The organism is Gluconacetobacter diazotrophicus PA1 5, from assembly GCF_000067045.1.
Lineage (GTDB): Bacteria > Pseudomonadota > Alphaproteobacteria > Acetobacterales > Acetobacteraceae > Gluconacetobacter > Gluconacetobacter diazotrophicus.
The window spans coordinates 3,882,745-3,904,161 of record NC_010125.1; the positions used below are offsets into that span (position 1 = coordinate 3,882,745).

Consider the following 21,417-nt stretch of genomic DNA (forward strand, 5'->3'; position numbering starts at 1 on the left):
ATTTCCTAAAATGTAGTGCCTGCAATTTCCTCGGCCAGACGAACGGGGAAACGTGGCCCTTGTTCCCCCATCCGTGCGATTCTGATCGCGCTACGGTCATGCAAGGCAAACGCGGGTTGGGCTGGGGATTGACCCCAGACGCGCAGGCGGATTGGCGATGCCACTGAGCCGTTCACGCGGACAGTCGCCGACGAACCCGGCCGCAGCGACAGTTTCGCCGGCGTTAGGCCCACGGCCGCCTCGATCAGCGGGATGATCTGCTCGGCCGTCGCGATGTAGCCGGCTACGGACGGGTCCAGGGCCGACGCCACAGTTCCCGCGATCGTCAGCACCGTCTGGAACTCGGTCGCCAGGGACGATGCCCAGCCCTTGCCGGTGTTGATGTCGATCGAGCCCGACGTGGACGCGTGATGGTCTTGATCCGGGTCAGGGCCGCATTGACCTGAGCGACCTGGTCCGCGCTCAGGTGCGAGGACAGCGTGGGGATGCTCTCGATCGCCTGGGCAGCGAAATCGATCGCGCCGGCATCGGCCGCCAGTTCGGCCGTGTCGATCGTGGTCGTGCTGCCGGTCATGGTGCAGGCGCTGCAATCAAGTCCAGCAGCGAACAGCAAGGCCAAACCCAGCGGGGCGATGGTGCTCTTGGTCGTCGCCGTCGATGCGGGCGCCGTCCGGTTTGCCACGTTGCGGAAGTTCTGCGCGGCCAAGACTGTTTCCCGGTACGTCTCATTGCCCCGATCGTCGCCAAAATACACACTGCACACACTCTTCCGTTGCCGAAGATGTGTATCGTGTGTATAAGAGGTACATGAACAGCGCCGACCTGATCCGGGAATTGAAGAAAGCGGGATGGATGGAGGTTCGGTCGCGTGGCTCTCACCACATATTCCGCCACCCCGATCACGGACACTCGGTCACGGTGCCCCATCCCAAGAAGGGCTTGGGAAAGGGATTGGTCGCCGCCATTCGCAAGCAGGCCGGATTGAAATGACCCGGCAGGAGGGGAAAATGCGATATCCTATCGTGATCGAGCGCGGTTCGGACGCTGAGGCATATGGCGTTGTCGTGCCTGATTTGCCGGGGTGCTTCTCCGCCGGCGACACGTTCGACGAGGCGGTGAGCAATGCTTCCGAGGCCATCGCTCTATGGGTCGAAGATGCCATCGATAACGGGCAGTCCATCCCGCGTCCGTCGTCGCTCGATGGCCTGCGCGCCAGCCTGGAATGGTCTGGACCGGAATGGATCTGGGGCTTTGCGAGCGTCGATCCTACGTTGTTCGACGATACGTCCGAGCGTGTGAACATCACACTTCCGCGTCGTGTCCTGGCTCGGCTGGACAGCCGGGCAAAAGATGCGGGAGAAACACGCTCTGGGTTTATCGCCAAGCTGGCGCTAAGCGCATGACGGGCACCCGTTGCCCCACCGCGAATTCATGTGACCGGCCGGGAGAAGCGCGGATAGAATTGCCGTGTGCAACACACAACCGGTTTCGTAGCTGAAGTTCTGCCCGGCCTTTCTGGCCTCCCATTTGTTCTTGGTCTGCTAGTATTTTACCGCTTGGGGAACTGGGTAATGAACATACCGGCTGGGTGGAATAGCCCTGCTCTTGTAGGCCGAGTTCCATTACCCACAGCCCGAGGCTCTCATAATGGCCCTTCCCAGGGGGCCGGTTGATTGACCGCCGCTGTTATTCGCCTAGATGTTTGGTCCCGGGATTTGGTGGTGCGGATTATGTATGAACCGTGATGGTTCTTTTTCCCACTGCTGACAAATGAATTCATATGGAGTGAGGCCGCGCAGGGTCTTGAGCCTGCGGGCGAAATTGTAGGCGGTAACGAAGTCGGCGAGGTGTTGACGCAACTGGTCATGTGTTTCGTAGTAGAAGCGCTTGACGGTGGCGTCCTTGATCGTGCGGTTCATCCTCTCGACCTGGCCATTCGTCCAGGGATGTCGCGGCTTTGTCAGTCGATGCTCGATATCGAGATCAGCACAGGCCAGTTCAAAAGAGTGGCACCGGAACAGGACACCATCCGCCCGCATGGCCTTGATGTCTTCGGGTGTCCATCCATTGCCGGCCGGATCGGTAAAATGCGTGCCGTTATCGGTCAGCACGGTATGGATGCGGTAGGGAACCGCAGCGGCCAGAGCACGCAGGAAGTCACCGGCAACGCGACGTGTCGCTTTCTCGTGCAATTGGACAAAAGCGAATTTCGAGGTCCGGTCGATCGCCACCAGAAGATAAAGGCGCCCCATTTCAGTGCGGACTTCAGCAATGTCGATGTGAAAATAGCCGATCGGATAACTCTTGAACTTCGACCGTTTCGGTTTGTCGCCTTCTACCAACTCCGGTCCGCCCTGACTCATATGTGATTGCCTGACGGTATCGTTCTGGAACGAGCTGTGATTCACAGGATGCCGAACCGGGCGGGAGGCATCCGAATGGGCGGGGCGTTAGCGTTGCGTGAGGATTATGATGCGGCGGGACTGCGTGCTCTGGCGCGGACAACGAGGCATGCGGGCCAGGCGCGTCGGCTTCTGGCGCTGGCGGCGATCTACGATGGTGCGTCACGCGGAGACGCGGCACGACTGGCTGGGACGGATCGGCAGATTGTGCGGGACTGGGTGGTGCGTTTCAACGCCGAGGGCCCGGATGGCGTGCGGGATCATCATGGGGGCGGTGTCGTTCCCCGCCTGACACCAGCCATGTTGGAAGCGCTGATGCGCCGGATCGAGGACGGCCCGATCGCTGCCGTGCATGGGGTGGTGCGCTGGCGGCAGGCTGATCTGGGGCAATGGCTTTATGAGGAATTCGGCGTCTCTCTTTCGCGCAGCCGGCTGAGCGCCGTTATCCGGGGCCTCGACTTCCGCCTTCTGACGGGACGCCCCCGGCACCATGCCCAGGATCCCGAGGCCCAGGACGTTTTTAAAAAAGCTTCCCCGACGTCATGGCCGGGATCCGGGCCCGGCATCCCGGCAAGGCCATCGAACTCTGGTGGGGCGACGAGGCGAGGGTCGGCCAGAAAACGAAGCTGACGCGCCGCTGGGCCAGACGCGGCACCCGTCCACGCGCGCCTGCCGATCAGCGCACACGTTCGGCCTGGATCTTCGGAGCGATCTGTCCGGCGCTAGGCAAGGGAGCGGCCCTCGTCCTGCCCTGGTGCAACCTCCACGCCATGAACCGGCATCTCGACGAGATCTCGCAGGCCGTAGCGCCGGGCGCTCACGCTATCCTCATCGTCGATCAGGCAGCGTGGCATACCAGCCCGAAACTCGATATCCCCGCCAACATCACCATCCTGCCGCTCCCGCCACGCTCGCCCGAACTCAATCCGGTGGAAAACGTCTGGCAGTTCATGCGCAATACCTGGCTGTCGAACCGGATCTTCCGCACCTACGACGACATCGTCGATATCTGCTGCCACGCCTGGAACCAGCTCGTCGACCAGCCCTGGCGCATCATGTCCCTCGGGCTACGACAATGGGCACATGGGTTTTAACAAACAGGAGTTGGTATTCGGTCTCGGGCAGGCGGCTGATCCCATGGCGTGTTGATTTCCAGCGAGAACTGACCCTGTAGGGGCGGAAATTTTCATTGAGAATTGACCCGTGTCTGACACTTCCCCGGAGCAACTGTCCGGGGGTTAAAGGAGTGATCAGCATGGAATTGTTGAGTGTGATCCGGCGGTGGCATTACCGGGATCATGTACCGATCCGCGAGATTGAGCGTCGGACGCGATTGTCGCGCAACACGATCCGCAAGTATCTCCGGGCGGAGACGGTTGAGCCGCAGTTCAAGGTTGCCGGGCGCCCGAGCCGGCTGGACCCGTTTGCGGAGAAACTGGCGACCTGGCTTGCTCTGGAGACGTCAAAGTCGCGCAAGCAGCGCCGCACGGGGCGGCGCCTGCATGCGGACCTTGTAGCGCTGGGTTATGACGGATCGTATGGACGGGTTGCGGCCTTTATCCGGAACTGGAAGGCGGAACAGCAAAGGGCGCGGCAGACGACGGGACGCGGCGTGTTCGTTCCGCTGCGCTTTCAACCCGGAGAGGCCTTCCAGTTCGACTGGGGAGAGGACTGGGCGGTGATCGGAGGGCGGCGCGTCAAGCTGCAGGTCGCCCACACCCAGCTGTTCTACAGCCGGGCCTTTCATCTGCGGGCGTATTCCCTCCAGACACACCAAGAGCTGTTCCGACCGGCTGACGGAAGCCTTTCGCGTTTTGGGCGGGTTTCCGCGTCGAGTATTTTTTGACATTAGGAAAACCGCGGGGAACCGGTTGGGCCCCGGCAGGTTCGCCAAGTCCAATCTGCGTTTTTGGCCCCTGGTGAGCCATTATCTGTTCGAGGCGGAGTTCTGCAATCCGGCAGCGGGTTGGGAGAAAGGTCAAATCGAGAAGACCGTCCAGGACGCCCGGCGGCAGATCTGGCAGGAGATGCCGCATTTTCCTGATCTGGCCTCCCTGAACGTCTGGCTCGAGGCGCGTTGCCGGGAACGTTGGACTATCTTGAGGCATGTCGAATTGCCCGGCAGCCTCGCCGAGGCCCATGCGGCGGAAGTGCCTCACCTGATGGTTCCAGGGCGCCCGTTCGACGGGTTCGTCGAACATACCAAACGGGTTTCGCCGACTTGCCTCGTGCAGTTCGAAAGCAACCGCTACAGTGTGCCCGCCTCTTTTGCCAATCGGCCGGTCAGCCTGCGCGTCTATCCCGACCGGTTGGTGATCGCGGCCGAGGGACGGATACTATGCGAACATCCCCGGATCGTCGAGCGGTCCCACGGCGTGCCCGGTCGCACGATCTATGACTGGCGGCATTACCTGGCGGTGCTCCAGCGCAAACCCGGGGCCTTGCGCAATGGCGCGCCCTTCTCTGAATTGCCCGAGGCGTTCCGGACGCTGCAGACGCACCTCCTCCGGCGCACGGGCGGCGACCGGGAAATGGTCGAGATCCTCGCCCTGGTGCTGCAGCATGATGAGCAGGCCGTGCTTTGCGCGGTTGAACTCGCGCTCGAGGAGGGAGTAGCCACCAAGACACACGTCCTCAATACGTTGCATCGTCTGACGGACGCCAAGAAAACAGGAGCACCCAGGCTCGACGCGCCGCAGGCATTGGTGCTCGAACGCGAGCCTCAGGCCGATACCGGACGGTATGACGCCCTGCGCGGGGAGGCCCGTCATGCGTCATGATCCCGCGGCCGGTGCCCTCGTCGTCATGCTGCGCGGCCTGCGGATGTATGGCATGGCCCAGGCCACGGCCGAACTGACCGAACAGGGTGCGCCGGCATTCGAGGCCGCCATCCCCGTCCTCTTCCAGCTTTTGAAGGCGGAACTCGCCGAGCGAGAGGTGCGCTCCATCGCCTATCAAACCAAGACTGCCAGGTTCCCGGCCTACAAAGATTTGGCAGGGTTCGATTTCTCGGCCGCCGAGGTCAACGAGGCCATGGTCCGTCAACTCCATGCCGGGGATTTCATCGACCGTGCCGACAACGTCGTCCTCATTGGTGGACCAGGAACCGGCAAGACCCATCTGGCCACCGCACTTGCCGTGCAGGCGATCGAACATCACCGCAAGAAGATACGGTTCTGGTCCACGGTCGACCTCGTCAACGCCCTCGAACAGGAAAAAACCGCCAATCGCGCAGGACAGATCGCGGAACGTCTCCTGCGCCTCGATCTCGTGATCCTGGACGAACTTGGCTATTTGCCGTTCAGCGCATCAGGCGGTGCCCTGCTGTTCCATCTCCTCAGCCGTCTCTACGAGCGCACCAGCGTCATCATCACCACCAATCTGAGCTTCAGCGAATGGGGCGAAGTCTTCGGTGATCCCAAAATGACGACAGCCCTGCTCGATCGCCTTACCCACCACTGTCATATCCTCGAAACCGGAAATGACAGCTACCGGTTCCGCGCAAGCTCCGCCGCCCCCAGGAACCGGAAGGAAAAGGCAACCGCTTGACCAGCCCATAAAACATAGCAGAGATAACCAAAGGCCGGGTCAGTTCTCGATGAAAACCCAGGGTCAAATCTCAGCAGAAATTAACATATAACCGTTGGTATAATTTCTTCATTGCTTGTCTCTCTTTGCACAAGTGGGAATATAATTCCGCATAAAAAAATGTTATTTATACAATCATCATTATGGCTGGTTGACGTAGGGCAGAACGTAATATAATAACAAAAAAATAGTTAATTTGGAATTCAACGTATGAAAACGCTCGGCCTGGTTCTGTTCTCGACGGTGGCTATCTGGGCTGGACGATCCTATGGGGCGGATGTCGCCGCCGCGCCCCGCGCGTCCGGTGGACACAAGGTGGGCGGCGGCGCGGCGCGCGGCGTGACGACGCACGGTCAGGCGACGCACGGTCAGGCGGCACGGCGACCGAAGGCGTCAGCCTTCCGGACCGCCCCGCCGGCTGTGGAGGCGATCGCGGTGTCGGCAAACCCGCATGTCTCCCATGGTTCCGAACAGTTCGTTGGCCGCGACGTCATGGACCGCTTCGTGCCCGGGACCAGTCCGCTGCAGATTCTTGCCGCGACCACGCCAGGCGTCAGTTTCGGTTCGGATGATCCCTTCGGCCTGGATGGGGTTGCCAATACGCTGTACCTGCGTGGGTTCACCCAGTCGCAGATCGGCGCGACCCTGGACGGCATTCCCCTGGGCGATCAGGGGTTCATGCAGTACAACGGCCTGGACATCAACGAAGCGGTAATCCAGGACAATATCTCGTCGATCGGTGTCTCGCAGGGCGCCGGGGCGGTGGATGTGCCGTCGGCGCAGAACCTGGGCGGCGCGATCCGCTATTTCACCGCCGATCCGACGGACAGGACCGGGGGCAACCTGTCGCAGACCTTCGGCAGCAATACGACGGTCCGCACGATGGGCAGCGTCGACAGTGGTGTCCTGAATGCGACGGGGACGAAATTCCGCGCCAGCTTCGCTCGCACCGACGACAACAAATGGAAGGGATACGGCGACCAGCTGGAATACCAGGCGAATTTTAAACTGGTCCAACCGATCCAGGATCGCGGCACGATCAGCGCGATTTTCAACTGGTCGGAATTCGACCAGTACAATTACATGAATTACAGTCTGAATATGCTGAAGAAATTCGGGGCGACGGGCTCCGACTTCCTGACGCCGAATTATGCGGAAGCCTATGAAGCCGCGCTGGGCAATTATTCGTCGTCTATCGCCGCGCTGGGCAACGCGACCGACGAGTCCAATGCCACGCAATATGACGGTGCGCAGATCCAGCGCAATTACCTGTCCGCGATCACCAGTCAACTGAGGCTGGCGCCGAACCTTGAAGAAAACACGGTGCTGTACGCCCACCTTTCCAGCGGCGATTACGAGGCTACCCCGACGTTCCCCTCACCGACCGGCGCGCCCTTTTCCCAGTTGGACAGTCATCAGGGTATCCGCAGGATCGGCTTCACGCAGTCCTTCCGTTATACCATCGCCCGGAATCACATCGATACCGGGGTCTGGTACGAAAACAATTCTTACTGGTTCCCTGCCGAACTCTACAGTCAGCCGGCGCTCGGCCAGGGGCGCCCACGCAACGCGCTGGGTCCCTTCGTCGACCCTTATGCCACTTGGTTTTCGGATTCCTTCAATACCAATACCTTTCAGTTCCATTTGCAGGATACCTACGACATCCTGCCCCATCTTCAGATCAGCGCGGGGTTCCGGTCACTGATCGCCACGACGCATGGCGGCGCGGTCTACAACAACCAGTCCCTGACCGGTCAGGCCGAACTTCCCCGTGGCGCTCTGACGGCGGCCAGTGCCTTCCTGCCACATGTCGCGCTGGATTATCATTTTCGCGACCATCACGAATTCTATATCGACATCGCGGAAAACATGCGGGCCTATACCTATAACCCGTTCCTGATGTCGGACGGCGCGTGGTCGGTCGAAAACCAGTCCGAATTCCAGTCGGTGAAGACCAAGATCCGCCCCGAGCGCACTTGGACCTATCTTGGCGGATATCGCTACAACAGCACGCTGATTTCTGCGCAGGCCGACGCCTATCACGTCGATTACTACAACCGGCTGGAAAACATCACGACCGGAACCCCGACTAATCCGATCAATTCCTTCGTCAACACGGGCAAGGAGACGATTACCGGCGTGGACGCGGCCGTGACGCTGCGTCCGGTCAGGGGGCTGGAATTCTTCAACAGCATGAGCTTCGCCAAGGAACAATATGGCGGCGGTGTCGACTACGAAGGAAAATATTACGACCTGAAAGGGAAGAACCAGGTCGGCTATCCGACATGGATGTACAAGACCAGCCTGTCCTATGCCTATCGTCGGGCACGGGTGAGCTTCAACGCGACCTATACCGGATCGCGCCCGCTGTCCTATATGAACGATACCCATGTCTCACCCTACTGGCTGGCCGGGCTGTCCGCATCCTACGATTTCGGGTCGATCGGATTCATGAAGAATCTGGGTGTCAGCTTTAACGTCTATAATCTTTTCAACACCACTTATGTCGGCGGCATGGGCCTTTTCGGCTATCCGATCTCGGGGGATTCTCCGACCTTATTCATCGGCGCGCCCCGTCAGTTCTTTGGCTCCGTGCGCGCGTCCTTCTGACATGTCGTCAAGGACGCGGCACGGCACCGCGGCGGCGGGACGGTACGGACTGACGGCGGCCTTGATGCTGGAGGCCGCCGAGCGGTTCAGCTTCTACGGCATGCTCAGCATCCTTCTGGTCTACCTGCTGGATGTCCGCTCGCTCTCGGCACCGCAGGCCAATCTGTTCGTCGGCAGCTTCAACGCGCTGTCTCTGGTCAGCACGCTGCTGGGTGGCCGTCTGGGCGATGCTGTGCTGGGCCCGGCGCGGACGGTCCTGTGCGGCTGTCTGATCCAGTGCGCGGCCCTGGGTCTGCTGGGTCTTTCGGGCACATGGCCGGCGGTCTTCCTGCCGGCCGCAGCCGTCATCGCGGTGACCAATGGCCTGACGCGGACGAACATGGCGACGCTAGTCCTGCGGCATGCGGGCAGGGGGCAGTCCGTCGACGGGCTGTATACGCTATATGCCTTCGCCGTGAATCTGGGGGCCATGTTCGCGTTCCTGCTCGTGCCCTGGATCGGCAAGCGCCACGGCTATGCGATTGCCTTCGGAACCTGCGCCGTGAGCCTGCTCCTGGGCATCGCGACGGTCCTTTTGAACGGGCGGGGATTGGTTGGCGGGGGGGCGGACGGCAAGGAATACGCCACCGATGCAGCGTGGGCGGGCGGACGGACCATCTTGCGCGCCCTGGCCGAAATCGGCGGTGCGGTGCTGTTCTACTGGGTCGTCCTGAATTTTCCGGCCGGTGGGCGCTGGGTCTTCTGGATCGTCATCGCCGCCATTCCGCTGTTCTGGGCCGGGCTGTGGCGCAGCGCGGCGGCGGCGGAGCGTCCGGGCATTGCGATCTGCCTGATCCTGGTTGCGGAGGCGATGTTTTACGGCGTCTTCGACGAACAGACGACGTCGACCTTCGTCCTGTACGCGCTGCATGATCTGAATCGCGATTTCAGTGTTGCCGGGTTCACGCTCTTCCGGCTCGACGCGCCGCAGATCGTCGCCATCAATGCCGGACTGACCATGCTGATGGGGCCGCCGTTCGTCGGGCTTTACCGTGCGCTGGACAGGACGTTCGGCACGATCGCGCTCTCGACGAAATATGCGTGCGGGTCGGTCTTCATCGTCGTCTGCTTTCTGATCCTGTCTGTCGACACGGCCGGTCCGGCATCGGGGCTGCGCGCTCCGTGGGGCATGTTCGGGGCCTATGCCGCGGTTTCGGTGGCGGGGCTGGTCATGAACGGGCTGGGCCTGTCGGTCGTCACAACCTACCTGCCGTCGCGCGTGCGCAACATGTCCGTTGCCGTCTATTACATCTCGACCGGTCTGGCGATGTACGGCGGCAGCGTGCTGGCGAACGCGATGGGCATCCGTCGTCTGGGGGCCTCGGTATCCGTTGCGGAGAGCCTGGTCGCGTTCCATGCTCTTTTCCGGGGTTTCACGCTGCTGGCCGGCGCGGGTACGGCGGTCATCATCCTCGTGCTGCCGGCCGTGCGGATGATGGAAAGACGCTTCGGTACTTCGCGTCCCTCACGGCCGGCGTGAACGCGCACGGTGGCCGGGTGGCCGCCGGCTGCCTATTTGGTCGCGCCGGGGGTGTGGCGCGGCTGTCCTCCTGCGGTGGGGGGCTCCCTGGGGTCCTTTCCCCGGGTGATGTCGGCGTAGGCGTCCGTCCTGGTCCCGACGGTTGCTGGGCGGGTCGGGGCTTTTGCCTGTCCAGCGGGTTTGCGTCCCTTCTTCGTGTCCATCGTGGCCTCCGTGGGTTGGCGTAGAACAATGGGCAGCCGCGATGCGGCTGCAAGGTGACGGCCGGCGTTATTCGGCGCGGGATTCGATGGCGGGTTCGGGGGGCTTGCCGGTCGCATCGATGGTGTCCGCGACTTCCTTGATCAGCGCCAGGATATAGGTGCGGTCTCCGCCCAGGCGGCCCCTGTTGGGGTCGGCGGTGATGCCCTTTTCGGCCTGGGCCACGGCCATGGCTACTTTCCAGATGAGTCCCTCGCGGGAGAGGCCGGCGTCGGACATGGCGGATATCCCCTTTCGCCGGTCTGAACATTTCGACCACGAAAGAGTTCGGCGAAGGATGGAAAAGGGCCGGGTCCGGGAGCCCGGCCGAAGTCATTCGCACAGCATGGGAACGATAACCGAAATCGGTCATCACTAGAATGTGAAAATTGTAAAAATTCGGCCTCACCCGTAAACCGGCCACCAGGGGCCTGAAACGCAAAAAGGGCACCTTGCGGTGCCCTTTTCGAAGCCGTGTCCGTACTCCCCGAAGGGATCGGAACCGCCAGCCTTTAGTCGGCCTTCAGATTGACGGCCGAGGTCTTGTTGTTGCGGCCGGTCTCCAGCTCGTAGCTGATGGTCTGGCCTTCGTTCAGCCCGCGCAGACCGGCGCGCTCGACGGCCGAAATATGCACGAACACGTCGCTGCTGCCGTCATTCGGCTGGATGAAGCCAAAACCCTTCTGGGAATTGAACCACTTGACTGTGCCTGTAGCCATGACAGGTCTCCTTCGTAAACGGCTCCCGAGCGAACATGCCCGGGGTTGAGACTTTTCGTTTTTCGGAGACGCCAGGTTGTCGCTAGTGCGGCTACATTGAAATCTTGCCGTGGCTGAAAAGTCCAGCCGTGAAAAGCTTGTAGGGATTTTTCGCCGGGAATGCACGAGTTTATTCGTCCGGTCGGCCGAATTCGCACAAAGGTGCGCGTTGTCAACGGGTTGTGGTTCCTCCTCGCCCGGGGCGGGAGGCCCGCCATCGGCACCCGGCGCGCATGGACCGGCGTGGGGGCACATTCCGGTGAGACCGCGCCGGGGACGGCGGTGGGGCCAAACGCCCGGGCCGGCCGCGCGTTGGAGGGGCATGGAGCATAGGAGGCTGCCATGACACCGATTGTGGAAAATGGACCGAAAGCCGAGACCCCGTTCGCCACCCATCACGAGCGCCGCACCGCGCTGGTCGCCGTCGCGATCGTCGCGGGGTTCCTGGCGGCCATCGTCCTGGCCTGCGCGTTCGCGCCGACGATCCCGCTTTGATCGTTTCCGGGGGGATGATCCCGACGGGTCCTGTCTGGCGGCTGCCCCCGCCGCCGGGCAGGACCTCCGGCCGTTTTCGGCCACATGTGTCGTTGTTAATAAGAAACGATCTCATTCCCTGCCGATCGTGGCGCGGATGCGCCATGACCCGGGGTCGCATAGGGCATCGGGATATGCCGGCCTGCGCCGTCTCGTATCATTTCAAGCGCGGTTTTACTTGCCGAATGGCTGCCATGTGCGGAATGTAGAGAAAAGAGGGCGGACCATGATTGCAGTACGGATGTGAAGTAAGTTAGCATTAGGGTCCAGTTCGACCGTTCCGGTCGGATAACGCCGTCTTGCGGGTCTCTGGACCACGCCGGGAATAAAGAAGAGGAAAGGTGGCGATGTTCGACGGGCCGTCAACTCTTCCGGTTGTCCTGGCAGGTGTTCTGGATGCCATGCCCGGCGGCGTGGTCGTGACCGACGCGGACGGGCGCATCCTCTTCATCAATCGTGCGGCGGCGCGCCTGTGCGGCGGACAGCCCGAGGAATGGGCCAGCCGTTCGCTGGCGGTCCTGCTGCCCGACATGGACATGACGCCGGACGGCACCCCGCGCGAGGTGCGGCTGGCAGGCCGCGATGGCGCCGCGTTGTGGCTGGAGGTGACCCTGAACCGGGGGGGCGCCCTGCCGGGCGTGGGCCTGGAGGTGCCGGAGGAGACGCCGCGAGAGATACGGGTGGCGGCCCTGCGGGACGTGACGGACGAGGTCGCGCGGCGCACGGCGGCGCATCTGTTTTCCACGATCGTCAACCACGCCGGCCGCGGCGTGATGGTCCTGGATGACCGGGACCGGATCGTCTACGTCAATCCGGCCTTCACGCGGCTGCTGGACTACCGGCCGGAGGATGTCGTGGGGCGCGACGTGTCCGTCATCCTCTCGCCGGATGTGGACGACCGGGCGGCGCTGGGCGAATTCCGCCGCGACCTGCATGGGCGCCGGACCTTCGGCCGCGACCTGCACGCGCGGTCGCGGTCGGGGCAGGATATCTGGATGTCCACCGCGACCAGTCCGGTGCGCGACGGCGGCGTGCTGGACGGCGGCGCGATCGTCATCCTGTCCGACGAGACCCCGGCGACGGAACTGCAGCACCTGCGGCTGGACGTGACCTCGGCGCTGGCGGGGGTCACCGGGTCCCGCGCCATGGATTTCGACGACGTCATGACGCTGATCTGCGCGCGGATCGAGGCGATCGCGCCGGGCGTCATGGCGTCGATCATCCTGCTGAGCGGGGACGGCACCGCCTGGATGGCCGGTCGTGCGGCGATGCCCGACGCCATTGCGGCGGCATGCGACGGGTTTCCGGTCGGCCCCATGGCGGGCACATGCGGGGCCGCGATCTCTTCGGGGCAGGAGGTCCTGACCTCCGATATCGAAACCGACCCGAACTGGACGCCGGCGATGCGCGACCTGATGCGGCCCCTGGGGGTGGTGGCATGCTGGTCGGTGCCGATACGCCTGCGCGGCGGCACGGTCGCGGGCAGCCTGGCGCTGTATTTCCAGACTCTGCGCGAGCCGTCGCCGTGGCATCGGCGGGTGGTCGATGCCTGCATCCAGCTCTGCACCCTGGCGGTGGAGCAGGAGCGTGCCCGGGCGCAGATCGCTCATCTGGCGCATTACGACGCGGTGACCGGCCTGCCCAACCGCACGTGGCTGCGCGAGCATCTGGCGGCCCGCCAGGGGGCGGCGAACTGGTGCGGCCTGACGCTGATGTCGGTCGACGTCAACCGCTATCGCGAAATCCGCGACGCGCTGGGGGGTGCCGCGGCGGACGAGGTGCTGGGCGGCATGGCGAAACGGCTGCGGGCCGTGGTGGGGCAGGACGACATCCTGGTCCGTACCGGCGAGGACGAGTTTTCCATCCTGACGGATTGCGGCCATGACGGGACGGAGCCGGAGTGCCGCGATCGCAGCGGGATGATGGCGGTCGATCGGGCTTCGACCCTGGCGGGGGCGATCCTGCGCGCGCTGGCCAGCCCGGTCGTCGTCAACGGCATGCCGATCGGTTCGCCCATCAGCATCGGAATCTGCGCTGGCCGCGACAAGGGGCGCACGGTCGAGACGCTGCTGCGCCATACCCAGATCGCGGTGTCGCGGGCGCGTGAAGCCGGGGGCAGCCTCTATCGCTTCTTCAGCCCGGAAATGAACCGCTGGGCGCAGGACCGGGTGATGCTGGCCTCGGCGCTGGGCGACGCGCTGGCCGATGGCCGGCTGCGGCTGGTCTATCAGCCGCAGGTGCGCTCGCGCAGCGGGGCGCTGTATGGGGTCGAGGCCCTGGCGCGCTGGCATGATCCGGAATGGGGCGACATCCCGCCCACGCGCTTCATCCCGATGGCCGAGGAAGCCGGGCTGATCGAGGCGCTGGGGGAATGGGCGCTGCGCCAGGCCTGCCGCCAGATGGCGATCTGGATGGCCCACGGGGTGGGGATTCCGGTCGTGTCGGTCAATCTGTCGGCCCGGCATTTCAGCGATCCGGGCCTGCCGGGCCTGATCGGGTCCATCCTGGAGGAATCCGGCATTCCACCCGGGCGCCTGATGGTGGAAATCACCGAAAGCACGATGATCACCGATTCCGAAACGACCATCGCCGCGGCGCGCGCGATCCGCGCTCTGGGCGTGGGCCTGTCCATGGACGATTTCGGGACCGGATTTTCCAGCCTGGCGAACCTGGTCAGCCTGCCGCTGAGCGAGGTGAAGATCGACCGGGCCTTCGTCGTCGGGCTGGAGCGGGCGGGGGATACCTATTCCATCGTGAACGCGGTGCTGCGTATCGGGCAGAGCCTGGGGGTCACGGTGGTGGCCGAGGGCGTCGAGACCCAGCGGCAGCTCGACCTGCTGGACGGCCTGGACTGCCCGGTGGTGCAGGGCTTCCTGATGTCGCGTCCCCTCGATGCCGGAAAGGTGCCGTCCTGGCTGGAGGAATGGCACCGGTCCCGCCCCGTGCCGGAGGCGCTGCCGCGTCGGGTCGTGGGCGCATAGCCCCTTCCTCCATGTCATAAAAACTTAACTGCCCCCCTGGTCCTGTCCGATTGAAGCGGGATGGGCCGAAGGCTATGGGTGGTGGGAAGAGAGACGGCATCGGGAACGGATGGATGCAGCAGATGCCGCAACCCGTGGTGCGGGGCGCTGCTCCGCCGGGGCGAAGCGCAATCGGATTCACCGGAAACACGGATGGAATCATGGGCCGCGTGGCGGGTGACCGCCTGTTTGCGGGTGTGGTGCGGGCGTGCGCGCTGTCGATTCTGGTTCTAATGGGCGGCCTGGTGGCGGTCCTGGCGTGGGGCGGCGTTTCGGCGTGGTCGGCGTTTGGCCCGGGGTTTGTGTGGAGCACGGTGTGGAACCCGGTGACGGAGCATTTCGGGGCGGCGGCGCCGATGTTCGGTTCGGTGGTGACGACGGTGCTGGCGCTGCTGTTTGCGGTGCCGCTGGCGTTCGGGATTGCGTTCTGGCTGGTGGAGATGGCGCCGGCGGTGGTGGCGGCGCCGATCGGGATGGCGGTGCAGCTTCTGGCGGCGGTGCCGTCGATCATCTTCGGCATGTGGGGCTTCTTCGTGATCGTGCCGGTGATGGCGCGGTATGTGCAGCCGTGGGTGAACCACCACCTGGGTCCTGTTCCGGTGCTGGGGGCGGTGCTGCGCAGCGCGCCGTATGGCACCGGGCTGCTGACGGGCGGGCTGGTGCTGGCGGTGATGGTGACGCCGTTCGTGTGCGCGGTGATGCGCGACGTGTTCATGGCGATGCCGGCGCAGGTGCGCGAGAGCGCGTATGGGCTGGGGGCGACGCGGTGGGAGGTGATGCGCAGCGTGACGCTGCCGTGGTCGCGCCCGGCGCTGATCGGCGGGATCATGCTGGGGATGGGCCGCGCGCTGGGCGAGACGATGGCGGTGACGTTCGTGATCGGCAACACCAACCGGATCGGCTGGTCGCTGTTCGCGCCGGGGAACACGATCGCGTCGCTGATCGCGCTGGAATTTCCCGAGAGCCCGGCGGGCAGCCTGAAGCTGTCGTCGCTGCTGGCGCTGGGGTTCATCCTGATGGTGATCTCGTTCCTGACGCTGGCGTGCTCGCGGCTGCTGCTGCGCCGGGGCGGGGTCTAGGATGGCGGGCGTGACGACGGGCATGACGGGGACGGCGGCGGCGGCCGGGCATGGCTGGGCGCGCGGCGGGCCGCTGGCGGTGCGGCGGCGGCTGGTGGACCGGGTGGCGACGGGGCTGAGCCTGGCGGCGACGGGGATCGTGCTGGCGGCGCTGGGCTCGATCCTGCTGACGCTGCTGGTGCGGGGGCTGCCCGGGCTGTCGCCCGCGACCTTCCTGCGGGCGACGCTGCCGCCGGGTGCGGGGGGCGGGCTGGCCAACGCGATCGTGGGCAGCCTGCTGCAGACCGGGCTGGCGGCGGCGATCGGCACGCCGGTGGGGCTGCTGACCGGGGTCTACCTGTCGGAATACAGCCAGGACGGGCGGGTGGTGAACGTGGTGCGCTTCGTGTCGGACATGATGCTGTCGGCGCCGTCGATCCTGGTCGGGCTGTTCGTGTATCTGGCGCTGGTGGCGCCGGTGGGGCATTTCTCGGGGCTGTCGGGGGCGGTGGCGCTGGCGGTGCTGTTCGTGCCGGTGGTGGTGCGCACCACCGAGGACATGCTGCGGCTGGTGCCGCTGACGATGCGCGAGGCGGCGTATGCGCTGGGGGCGCCGAAATGGCGGGTGGTGCTGCAGATCTGCCTGCGGGCGGCGCGGGGCGGGGTGCTGACGGGCATCCTGCTGGCGGTGGCGCGGGTGTCGGGCGAGACGGCGCCGCTGCTGTTCACGTCGCTGGGCAACATGAACTGGTCGCTGGACCTGAACGCGCCGATGGCCAGCCTGCCGGTGGCGATCTACCAGTATGCCGGGTCGGCCTATGACGACTGGGTGCAACTGGCGTGGACGGGGGCGCTGCTGGTGACGACGGGGGTGCTGGTGCTGAACGTGCTGGTGCGGGTATGGAGCCGGCGCGCGGGCCTGGCGCGGTAGGATGGCCCAAAGGGATATCCACGAGGATGATGGCATGAGGGATACGGTGATGCAGGATGTGCCGGCGGCGGCCGCGTCGACGGCGGCGCTGGCGGTGCGGAACCTGGATTTCTGGTATGGGTCGAACCACGCGCTGAAGGACATCACGCTGGATTTCCCGGCGCGGCGGGTGACCGGGATGATCGGCCCGTCGGGCTGCGGCAAGTCGACGCTGCTGCGGGTGCTGAACCGGATGTATGATTTGTATCCGGGGCAGCGGGCGACGGGCGAGGTGATGTTCGACGGGCGGAACATCCTGTCGTCGGACCTGGACCTGAACGTGCTGCGGGCGCGGGTGGGGATGGTGTTCCAGAAGCCGACGCCGTTTCCGATGTCGATCTACGAGAACATCGCCTTCGGGGTGCGGCTGCACGACCGGCTGACGCGGGTGGAGATGGACGAGCGGGTGGAGGACGTGCTGCGGCGGGTGGCGCTGTGGGGCGAGGTGAAGGACCGGCTGGGGGCGTCGGCGCTGGCGCTGTCGGGCGGGCAGCAGCAGCGGCTGTGCATCGCGCGGACCATCGCGACCCGGCCGGAGGTGATCCTGCTGGACGAGCCGACCAGCGCGCTGGACCCGATTTCCACCGCGCGGATCGAGGAGTTGCTGGACGAGCTGAAGGGCGAGTTCACGATCGCGATCGTGACGCACAACATGCAGCAGGCGGCGCGCTGCGCCGACCGGGTGGCGTTCTTCTACATGGGCGAGCTGGTCGAGGTGGACAACGCCGACCGCATGTTCACCGCCCCGCGCGAACGCCGCACCCAGGATTACATCACCGGCCGCTTCGGCTGACAGGAAAGAGGGCAGCGTGGGCAAGGAACAGGCGCATACCGTCAGCAGCTACGAGCAGGAACTGGGCCAGATCCGCGCCATGATGGCGCGGATGGGCGGTATCGTCGAAAGCCAGATGGCGATGGCGATGGCCGCGATCGTCGATCGGGACGAGGACGCGGCGATGGCGGCGTCGGAATGCGACCCGCAGGTCGACGCGCTGGAGCGCGATGTCGAGGCGCTGTCGATCCGCGTGCTGGCGCTGCGCGCGCCGATGGCGGGCGACCTGCGCGAGATCGTGTCGGCGATGAAGATCACCGGCGACCTGGAGCGCATCGGCGACTGCGCCGCCAGCATCGCGCGCCGCACGTTGCGGCTGGAGACCGGCGACGGGCGCCTGGCGCTGGGCGGGCTGCGGACCATGGGGCGGCTGGTACAGGAGAACCTGCGCCGCGCCATCGACGCGATGAGCCAGCAGGATGGCGCGGGCGCGGTTGAGGTCTGGCAATCCGACACGGCGGTGGACGAGCTGTACACCGCCATGTTCCGCGAACTGGTGACCTACATGATGGAGGACCCGCGGACCATCCGGTCCTGCACCCACCTGCTGTTCATCGCCAAGAACCTGGAGCGGATCGGCGACCACGCGACCAATATCGCCGAGCGCGTCTATTACGCCGCGACCGGCGAGCAACTGCCTGTCGCGCGGCCGCGCGGCGGCCCGGTGGTGTGACGGAGTAGCGGAATGTCCGGAACGATGGCGAACGGGAACGAAGGTCAGACGAACGGCCGCAAATCGTACATCCTGGTGGTCGAGGATGACGAGGCGCTGCTGATGATGCTGCGCTACAACCTGGAAAAACTGGGATACGAGGTCGGCGTGGCCGAGGACGGGGAGCAGGCCCTGGCGCGTGTCGCCGTCCGGCGTCCCGACCTGATGGTGCTGGACTGGATGCTGCCGGGCCTGTCGGGGCTGGATGTCTGCCGCCGGCTGCGTGACCAGGAAGCGACCCGCACCCTGCCGATCATCATGCTGACCGCCCGCGCGGGCGAGGCCGACCATATTCGCGGCCTGGATATCGGCGCCGACGATTACGTCACCAAGCCCTGCAGCATCGAGGCGCTGCAGGCCCGCATCCGCGCACTGATGCGCCGGGCGCCGCCGGCCGAGCAGATGCTGAGCTTCGCCGACGTCACGCTGGACACCGTCGCTCACCGGGCCGAGCGCAACGGAAGGCAACTGACCCTGGGGCCGACCGAATACCGCATCCTGGAATTCTTCCTGCGCCATCCGCGCCAGGTCTTCTCGCGCGAGGACCTGTTGCAGCGGGTGTGGGAACGCGGGGTGCATGTGGAACCGCGGACGGTGGACGTGCATATCCGCCGGCTGCGGCTGATCCTGAACGGGCCGGGCGAGGCCGATATCGTCCGCACCGTGCGGGCGGCGGGCTACGCCCTGGACGATCCGCGTCCTTGACGGCGCGGATCGGTCCGGGCAGCGGCGGGACCTAGGCATGGCCGGATTGTGGCCCGAGGATGTCGTGGCGGGCATGGCCCTGCTGGCGGCGGGCGGCATGGGGTGGCGGATGGTCGCCGGGCGGCGCCGGGCCGCCACGGAGGACCCTGGCAGCGATCCCGCCCGCGCGGCCCCGCCTTCGGCGGATGCCCTGTCGCGCATGATCGAGGTGCTGGACCTGGTGCCGGCGGCCATCCTGGTGCTGGATGCCGGCGGGCGCATCCTGCATGCGGGGCCCGGGGCGTGGGAACTGTTCGGGGACAGCCTGGGCGCGATCGTGCGGCATCCCGCCGCGCAATCGGCGCTGCTGCGGCTGCACGAGGGCGACCGGGCGGAAGTGGACATGGTGCTGGATGTGCCGGTGCGCCGCGCGGTGCGCGCCCAGTTCCGGCGCGTCGATATCGGGCGCGGGGAATCGGTGGTGCTGGCGACCCTGCTGGATGTGAGCGAGCAGGACGCGGTGGAGCGCATGCGCACCGATTTCGTGGCCTATGCCAGCCACGAGCTGCGCACGCCGCTGGCGGCGCTGACGGGGTTCATCGAGACCCTGCGCGGCCCCGCCGCCGACGATCCGCCGGCGCAGCAGCGTTTCCTGGGCGTCATGGCCGGGCAGGCCGCGCGGATGCAGCGCCTGCTGGACCGGCTGCTGATGCTGTCGCGCGTGCAGATGAGCGAGCACCGCAAGCCGCGCGGCCAGGTCGATCCGGCCGCGGTGATCGCGCGGGTACGCGACGAGACGGCCCCCCTGCTGGATGGTGGGCCGGCCACCCTGCATATCGACATGGCGGACGACCTGCCGTCCTTCCCCGGTGATTCCGACCAGGTCGTGCAGGTGCTGCTGAACCTGATCGAGAACGCGATCAAATACGGATCGGGCGAATCCGACCGCGCGGTGCGGATCGGCCTGCGCGTGCGGCAGGCGGCGCCGTCGGCGATGGTGGGAGTGGACGTGGGCGCGACCGGCGGGGCGCGAAACGGGATCGCGTTTGCCGTGACGGATAACGGGCCGGGAATCGAGGCCCGGCACCTGCCGCGCCTGACCGAGCGATTCTATCGCGTCGAAGGCACGGCGGCGCGGCGCACCGGCACCGGCCTGGGGCTGGCGATCGTCAAGCACATCATCGACCGCCATGACGGGCGGCTGACCATCGACAGCGTGGTCGGACGGGGGACGGCGTTTACCGTGTGGTTTCCGCTGGCAGGCTGATGCCGGGCCGGTGTCAGGCCGATGTCTTGGAAGCGTCATGAAACTGTCATGGACACATCACTCCCCTGGCCAGCCGATCCGGGCTAGGAGAAGGGCAGCCTGGGGGGCGCTTAGCGGGGCCTGGCCGGGCTTGTCTGTCACGCTCGTCAGGGATCTGAACTCGATGCGTCGTTCTGTCACAGTGTTTGCCGCCGTCCTTCTGGGAACTGCCCCGGTTGCCCTTTCCGTCGCGCATGCCGCGAACATCACCGGTGCCGGCTCCAGCTTCGCCGCCCCGATCTACGAGGCCTGGGGTTCGGCCGGCCGTAGCGCCAGCGGCGTCGCCGTCAACTACCAGAGCGTCGGGTCCAGCGCGGGCCAGAACCAGATCCTGGCCGGCACGGTCGATTTCGGCGCCTCGGATGCCCCGATGGACCCCGCCAAGCTGCAGAAGGGCGCGCTGTTCCAGTTCCCGACGGTCATGGGCGGCATCGTTCCGGTCGTGAACATCCCGGGCATCGCCGCGAACACGCTGCGCCTGACCGGCGAGGTGCTGGCCGGCATCTATTCGGGCGACATCTCCTCGTGGAACGATGCGAAGATCACCGCCCTGAACCCGGGCGTGAACCTGCCGGACCTGCCCATCGCGACGGTGCACCGCGCCGACGGGTCGGGCACGACCTTCGTGTTCACGTCCTACCTCGCACGCTCGTCGCAGGCGTGGCATGACGGCACGGGCGCCGGCAGCTCGATTTCCTGGCCCGGCGGTGTCGGCGCGCGCGGCAATGACGGCGTCGCGGCGTCGGTCCGCAACACCGAAGGCGGCATCGGCTATGTCGAATATGCCTATGCCAGCCGCAACCATATGACGACGGTGCAGCTGAAGGACAAGGCCGGCGATTTCGTGACCGCCGACCTGGACAGCTTCTCGCGCGCCGCCGCCGCCGCCGACTGGAAGGGCGCCGCCAATTTCGCGGTCGACCTGCTGGATACGTCCGGCAAGGGCGCGTGGCCGATCGTCTCGGCGACCTACGTGCTGGTGCCGAAGCAGGCGAAGGATGCCGCCCAGGGCGCGGCCGTGCGTAAATTCTTCGGCTGGGCATTCGACAATGGCGACGGCATTGCCCGTGGCCTGGACTACGTCGTCCTGCCGGCCGAGGTGAAGGCGTCGATTCGCGCCGCCTGGTAAGGCATGCACCCGCCAACAGGCTTCCGCAAGGGGTCTGGAAACGCGTGTCTGACGG

Annotated in this window: 19 protein-coding genes and 2 pseudogenes; 16 read left to right on the forward strand and 5 right to left on the reverse strand. The window is 65.3% G+C overall.

Annotation, left to right across the window (positions count from 1 at the left end):
* Positions 1-5: 5 nt before the first annotated feature.
* Together GDI_RS17950 and GDI_RS17955 are read right to left on the reverse strand one after the other, a co-directional pair.
* On the reverse strand, positions 6-332 hold the full coding sequence (locus GDI_RS17950; RefSeq protein ID WP_012228584.1) for a hypothetical protein: 327 nt from the start codon (positions 330-332) through the stop codon (positions 6-8).
* A complete protein-coding gene (locus GDI_RS17955; RefSeq protein WP_043458994.1) occupies positions 326-706 on the reverse strand; it encodes a hypothetical protein in 381 nt (126 codons plus the stop codon). The genes GDI_RS17950 and GDI_RS17955 overlap by 7 nt, the downstream gene beginning before the upstream one ends.
* A 101-nt stretch (positions 707-807) precedes the next feature.
* Between GDI_RS17955 and GDI_RS19410 the strand changes: the two genes are divergently transcribed.
* Entirely contained in the window at positions 808-990 is a 183-nt protein-coding gene (locus GDI_RS19410) for a type II toxin-antitoxin system HicA family toxin (protein ID WP_012554491.1), read from the forward strand.
* Positions 987-1,403 carry a type II toxin-antitoxin system HicB family antitoxin gene (locus GDI_RS17960; protein WP_012228587.1) on the forward strand — a complete coding sequence of 139 codons (417 nt, stop codon included), beginning with the start codon at positions 987-989 and terminating at the stop codon, positions 1,401-1,403. The genes GDI_RS19410 and GDI_RS17960 overlap by 4 nt, the downstream gene beginning before the upstream one ends.
* 291 nt (positions 1,404-1,694) lie before the next feature.
* Here the strand turns inward: GDI_RS17960 and GDI_RS17965 are convergent.
* Positions 1,695-2,339: pseudogene (locus tag GDI_RS17965) on the reverse strand (IS481-like element ISGdi9 family transposase); the annotation flags it as partial.
* Between the two features lie 99 nt (positions 2,340-2,438).
* On the opposite strand from GDI_RS17965, the gene GDI_RS19415 reads away from it, so the two are divergent.
* From GDI_RS19415 to GDI_RS17995, 5 genes and pseudogenes are all read left to right on the forward strand, one after another.
* Positions 2,439-3,496 (forward strand): IS630-like element ISGdi4 family transposase gene (locus tag GDI_RS19415; RefSeq protein WP_157864088.1). Its coding sequence is split into 2 segments (ribosomal slippage): positions 2,439-2,931 and positions 2,931-3,496, totalling 1,059 coding nucleotides; the frame shifts between segments, so codons are not numbered across the junction.
* A gap of 161 nt (positions 3,497-3,657) precedes the next feature.
* Positions 3,658-5,182: pseudogene (istA, locus tag GDI_RS17980) on the forward strand (IS21 family transposase).
* On the forward strand, positions 5,172-5,951 hold the full coding sequence (gene istB / locus GDI_RS17985; RefSeq protein ID WP_012222757.1) for an IS21-like element ISGdi17 family helper ATPase IstB: 780 nt from the start codon (positions 5,172-5,174) through the stop codon (positions 5,949-5,951). Before istA ends, istB begins: the two are co-directional and overlap by 11 nt.
* A gap of 249 nt (positions 5,952-6,200) precedes the next feature.
* Positions 6,201-8,600, forward strand: a complete 2,400-nt coding sequence (locus GDI_RS17990) for a TonB-dependent receptor domain-containing protein (RefSeq protein ID WP_012228596.1) — start codon at positions 6,201-6,203, stop codon at positions 8,598-8,600.
* A gap of 1 nt (position 8,601) precedes the next feature.
* On the forward strand, positions 8,602-10,119 hold the full coding sequence (locus GDI_RS17995; RefSeq protein WP_012228605.1) for an oligopeptide:H+ symporter: 1,518 nt from the start codon (positions 8,602-8,604) through the stop codon (positions 10,117-10,119).
* A 270-nt stretch (positions 10,120-10,389) separates the two neighbouring features.
* Here GDI_RS17995 and GDI_RS19905 read toward each other — a convergent pair whose 3' ends face one another.
* Both GDI_RS19905 and GDI_RS18000 read right to left on the reverse strand, forming a co-directional pair.
* On the reverse strand, positions 10,390-10,599 hold the full coding sequence (locus tag GDI_RS19905) for a hypothetical protein (RefSeq protein ID WP_012554494.1): 210 nt from the start codon (positions 10,597-10,599) through the stop codon (positions 10,390-10,392).
* 272 nt (positions 10,600-10,871) lie between these two features.
* Positions 10,872-11,078 carry a cold-shock protein gene (locus GDI_RS18000; protein ID WP_012228610.1) on the reverse strand — a complete coding sequence of 69 codons (207 nt, stop codon included), beginning with the start codon at positions 11,076-11,078 and terminating at the stop codon, positions 10,872-10,874.
* A 381-nt stretch (positions 11,079-11,459) separates the two neighbouring features.
* On the opposite strand from GDI_RS18000, the gene GDI_RS19910 reads away from it, so the two are divergent.
* The 9 genes from GDI_RS19910 to pstS all read left to right on the forward strand — a co-directional run bounded on the left by GDI_RS19910 (position 11,460) and on the right by pstS (position 21,362).
* Positions 11,460-11,612 (forward strand): hypothetical protein, encoded by a 153-nt coding sequence (locus GDI_RS19910; protein ID WP_012554495.1) that lies wholly within the window; start codon positions 11,460-11,462, stop codon positions 11,610-11,612.
* A gap of 386 nt (positions 11,613-11,998) precedes the next feature.
* Positions 11,999-14,632 (forward strand): EAL domain-containing protein, encoded by a 2,634-nt coding sequence (locus tag GDI_RS18005; protein WP_041249597.1) that lies wholly within the window; start codon positions 11,999-12,001, stop codon positions 14,630-14,632.
* Between the two features lie 200 nt (positions 14,633-14,832).
* Positions 14,833-15,750 (forward strand): phosphate ABC transporter permease subunit PstC, encoded by a 918-nt coding sequence (gene pstC / locus GDI_RS18010; protein ID WP_050935097.1) that lies wholly within the window; start codon positions 14,833-14,835, stop codon positions 15,748-15,750.
* Position 15,751: 1 nt separating this feature from the next.
* Positions 15,752-16,660: a phosphate ABC transporter permease PstA gene (gene pstA / locus GDI_RS18015; protein ID WP_012227455.1), complete on the forward strand. Its 909-nt coding sequence runs from the start codon at positions 15,752-15,754 to the stop codon at positions 16,658-16,660.
* 34 nt (positions 16,661-16,694) lie between these two features.
* Positions 16,695-17,492 carry a phosphate ABC transporter ATP-binding protein PstB gene (gene pstB / locus GDI_RS18020; protein ID WP_012554499.1) on the forward strand — a complete coding sequence of 266 codons (798 nt, stop codon included), beginning with the start codon at positions 16,695-16,697 and terminating at the stop codon, positions 17,490-17,492.
* A 16-nt stretch (positions 17,493-17,508) separates the two neighbouring features.
* Complete coding sequence (gene phoU / locus GDI_RS18025; RefSeq protein WP_012228615.1) at positions 17,509-18,204, forward strand: phosphate signaling complex protein PhoU; 696 nt, start codon at positions 17,509-17,511, stop codon at positions 18,202-18,204.
* A gap of 12 nt (positions 18,205-18,216) precedes the next feature.
* The gene (phoB, locus tag GDI_RS18030; protein ID WP_012554500.1) at positions 18,217-18,948 is read left to right on the forward strand and encodes a phosphate regulon transcriptional regulator PhoB; all 732 of its coding nucleotides are present in this window, start codon (positions 18,217-18,219) and stop codon (positions 18,946-18,948) included.
* A 37-nt stretch (positions 18,949-18,985) separates the two neighbouring features.
* Positions 18,986-20,194 (forward strand): ATP-binding protein, encoded by a 1,209-nt coding sequence (locus tag GDI_RS18035; protein ID WP_012228617.1) that lies wholly within the window; start codon positions 18,986-18,988, stop codon positions 20,192-20,194.
* 163 nt (positions 20,195-20,357) lie between these two features.
* Entirely contained in the window at positions 20,358-21,362 is a 1,005-nt protein-coding gene (gene pstS, locus GDI_RS18040; RefSeq protein ID WP_012228618.1) for a phosphate ABC transporter substrate-binding protein PstS, read from the forward strand.
* Positions 21,363-21,417: the final 55 nt, after the last annotated feature.

What these genes read in the sequence shown, in the direction of transcription:
- GDI_RS17995 (WP_012228605.1), top strand. Translation starts at nt 8,602, where the DNA reads ATGTCGTCAAGGACGCGGCACGGCACCGCGGCGGCGGGACGGTACGGA.
- GDI_RS19910 (WP_012554495.1), top strand. Translation starts at nt 11,460, where the DNA reads ATGACACCGATTGTGGAAAATGGACCGAAAGCCGAGACCCCGTTCGCC.
- GDI_RS19905 (WP_012554494.1), bottom strand. Translation starts at nt 10,599, where the DNA reads ATGTCCGACGCCGGCCTCTCCCGCGAGGGACTCATCTGGAAAGTAGCC.
- pstB (WP_012554499.1), top strand. Translation starts at nt 16,695, where the DNA reads ATGAGGGATACGGTGATGCAGGATGTGCCGGCGGCGGCCGCGTCGACG.
- GDI_RS19410 (WP_012554491.1), top strand. Translation starts at nt 808, where the DNA reads ATGAACAGCGCCGACCTGATCCGGGAATTGAAGAAAGCGGGATGGATG.
- GDI_RS17990 (WP_012228596.1), top strand. Translation starts at nt 6,201, where the DNA reads ATGAAAACGCTCGGCCTGGTTCTGTTCTCGACGGTGGCTATCTGGGCT.
- pstA (WP_012227455.1), top strand. Translation starts at nt 15,752, where the DNA reads ATGGCGGGCGTGACGACGGGCATGACGGGGACGGCGGCGGCGGCCGGG.
- GDI_RS18035 (WP_012228617.1), top strand. Translation starts at nt 18,986, where the DNA reads ATGGCCGGATTGTGGCCCGAGGATGTCGTGGCGGGCATGGCCCTGCTG.
- pstS (WP_012228618.1), top strand. Translation starts at nt 20,358, where the DNA reads ATGCGTCGTTCTGTCACAGTGTTTGCCGCCGTCCTTCTGGGAACTGCC.
- GDI_RS17960 (WP_012228587.1), top strand. Translation starts at nt 987, where the DNA reads ATGACCCGGCAGGAGGGGAAAATGCGATATCCTATCGTGATCGAGCGC.
- GDI_RS18000 (WP_012228610.1), bottom strand. Translation starts at nt 11,078, where the DNA reads ATGGCTACAGGCACAGTCAAGTGGTTCAATTCCCAGAAGGGTTTTGGC.
- istB (WP_012222757.1), top strand. Translation starts at nt 5,172, where the DNA reads ATGCGTCATGATCCCGCGGCCGGTGCCCTCGTCGTCATGCTGCGCGGC.
- pstC (WP_050935097.1), top strand. Translation starts at nt 14,833, where the DNA reads ATGGGCCGCGTGGCGGGTGACCGCCTGTTTGCGGGTGTGGTGCGGGCG.
- phoB (WP_012554500.1), top strand. Translation starts at nt 18,217, where the DNA reads ATGTCCGGAACGATGGCGAACGGGAACGAAGGTCAGACGAACGGCCGC.
- GDI_RS18005 (WP_041249597.1), top strand. Translation starts at nt 11,999, where the DNA reads ATGTTCGACGGGCCGTCAACTCTTCCGGTTGTCCTGGCAGGTGTTCTG.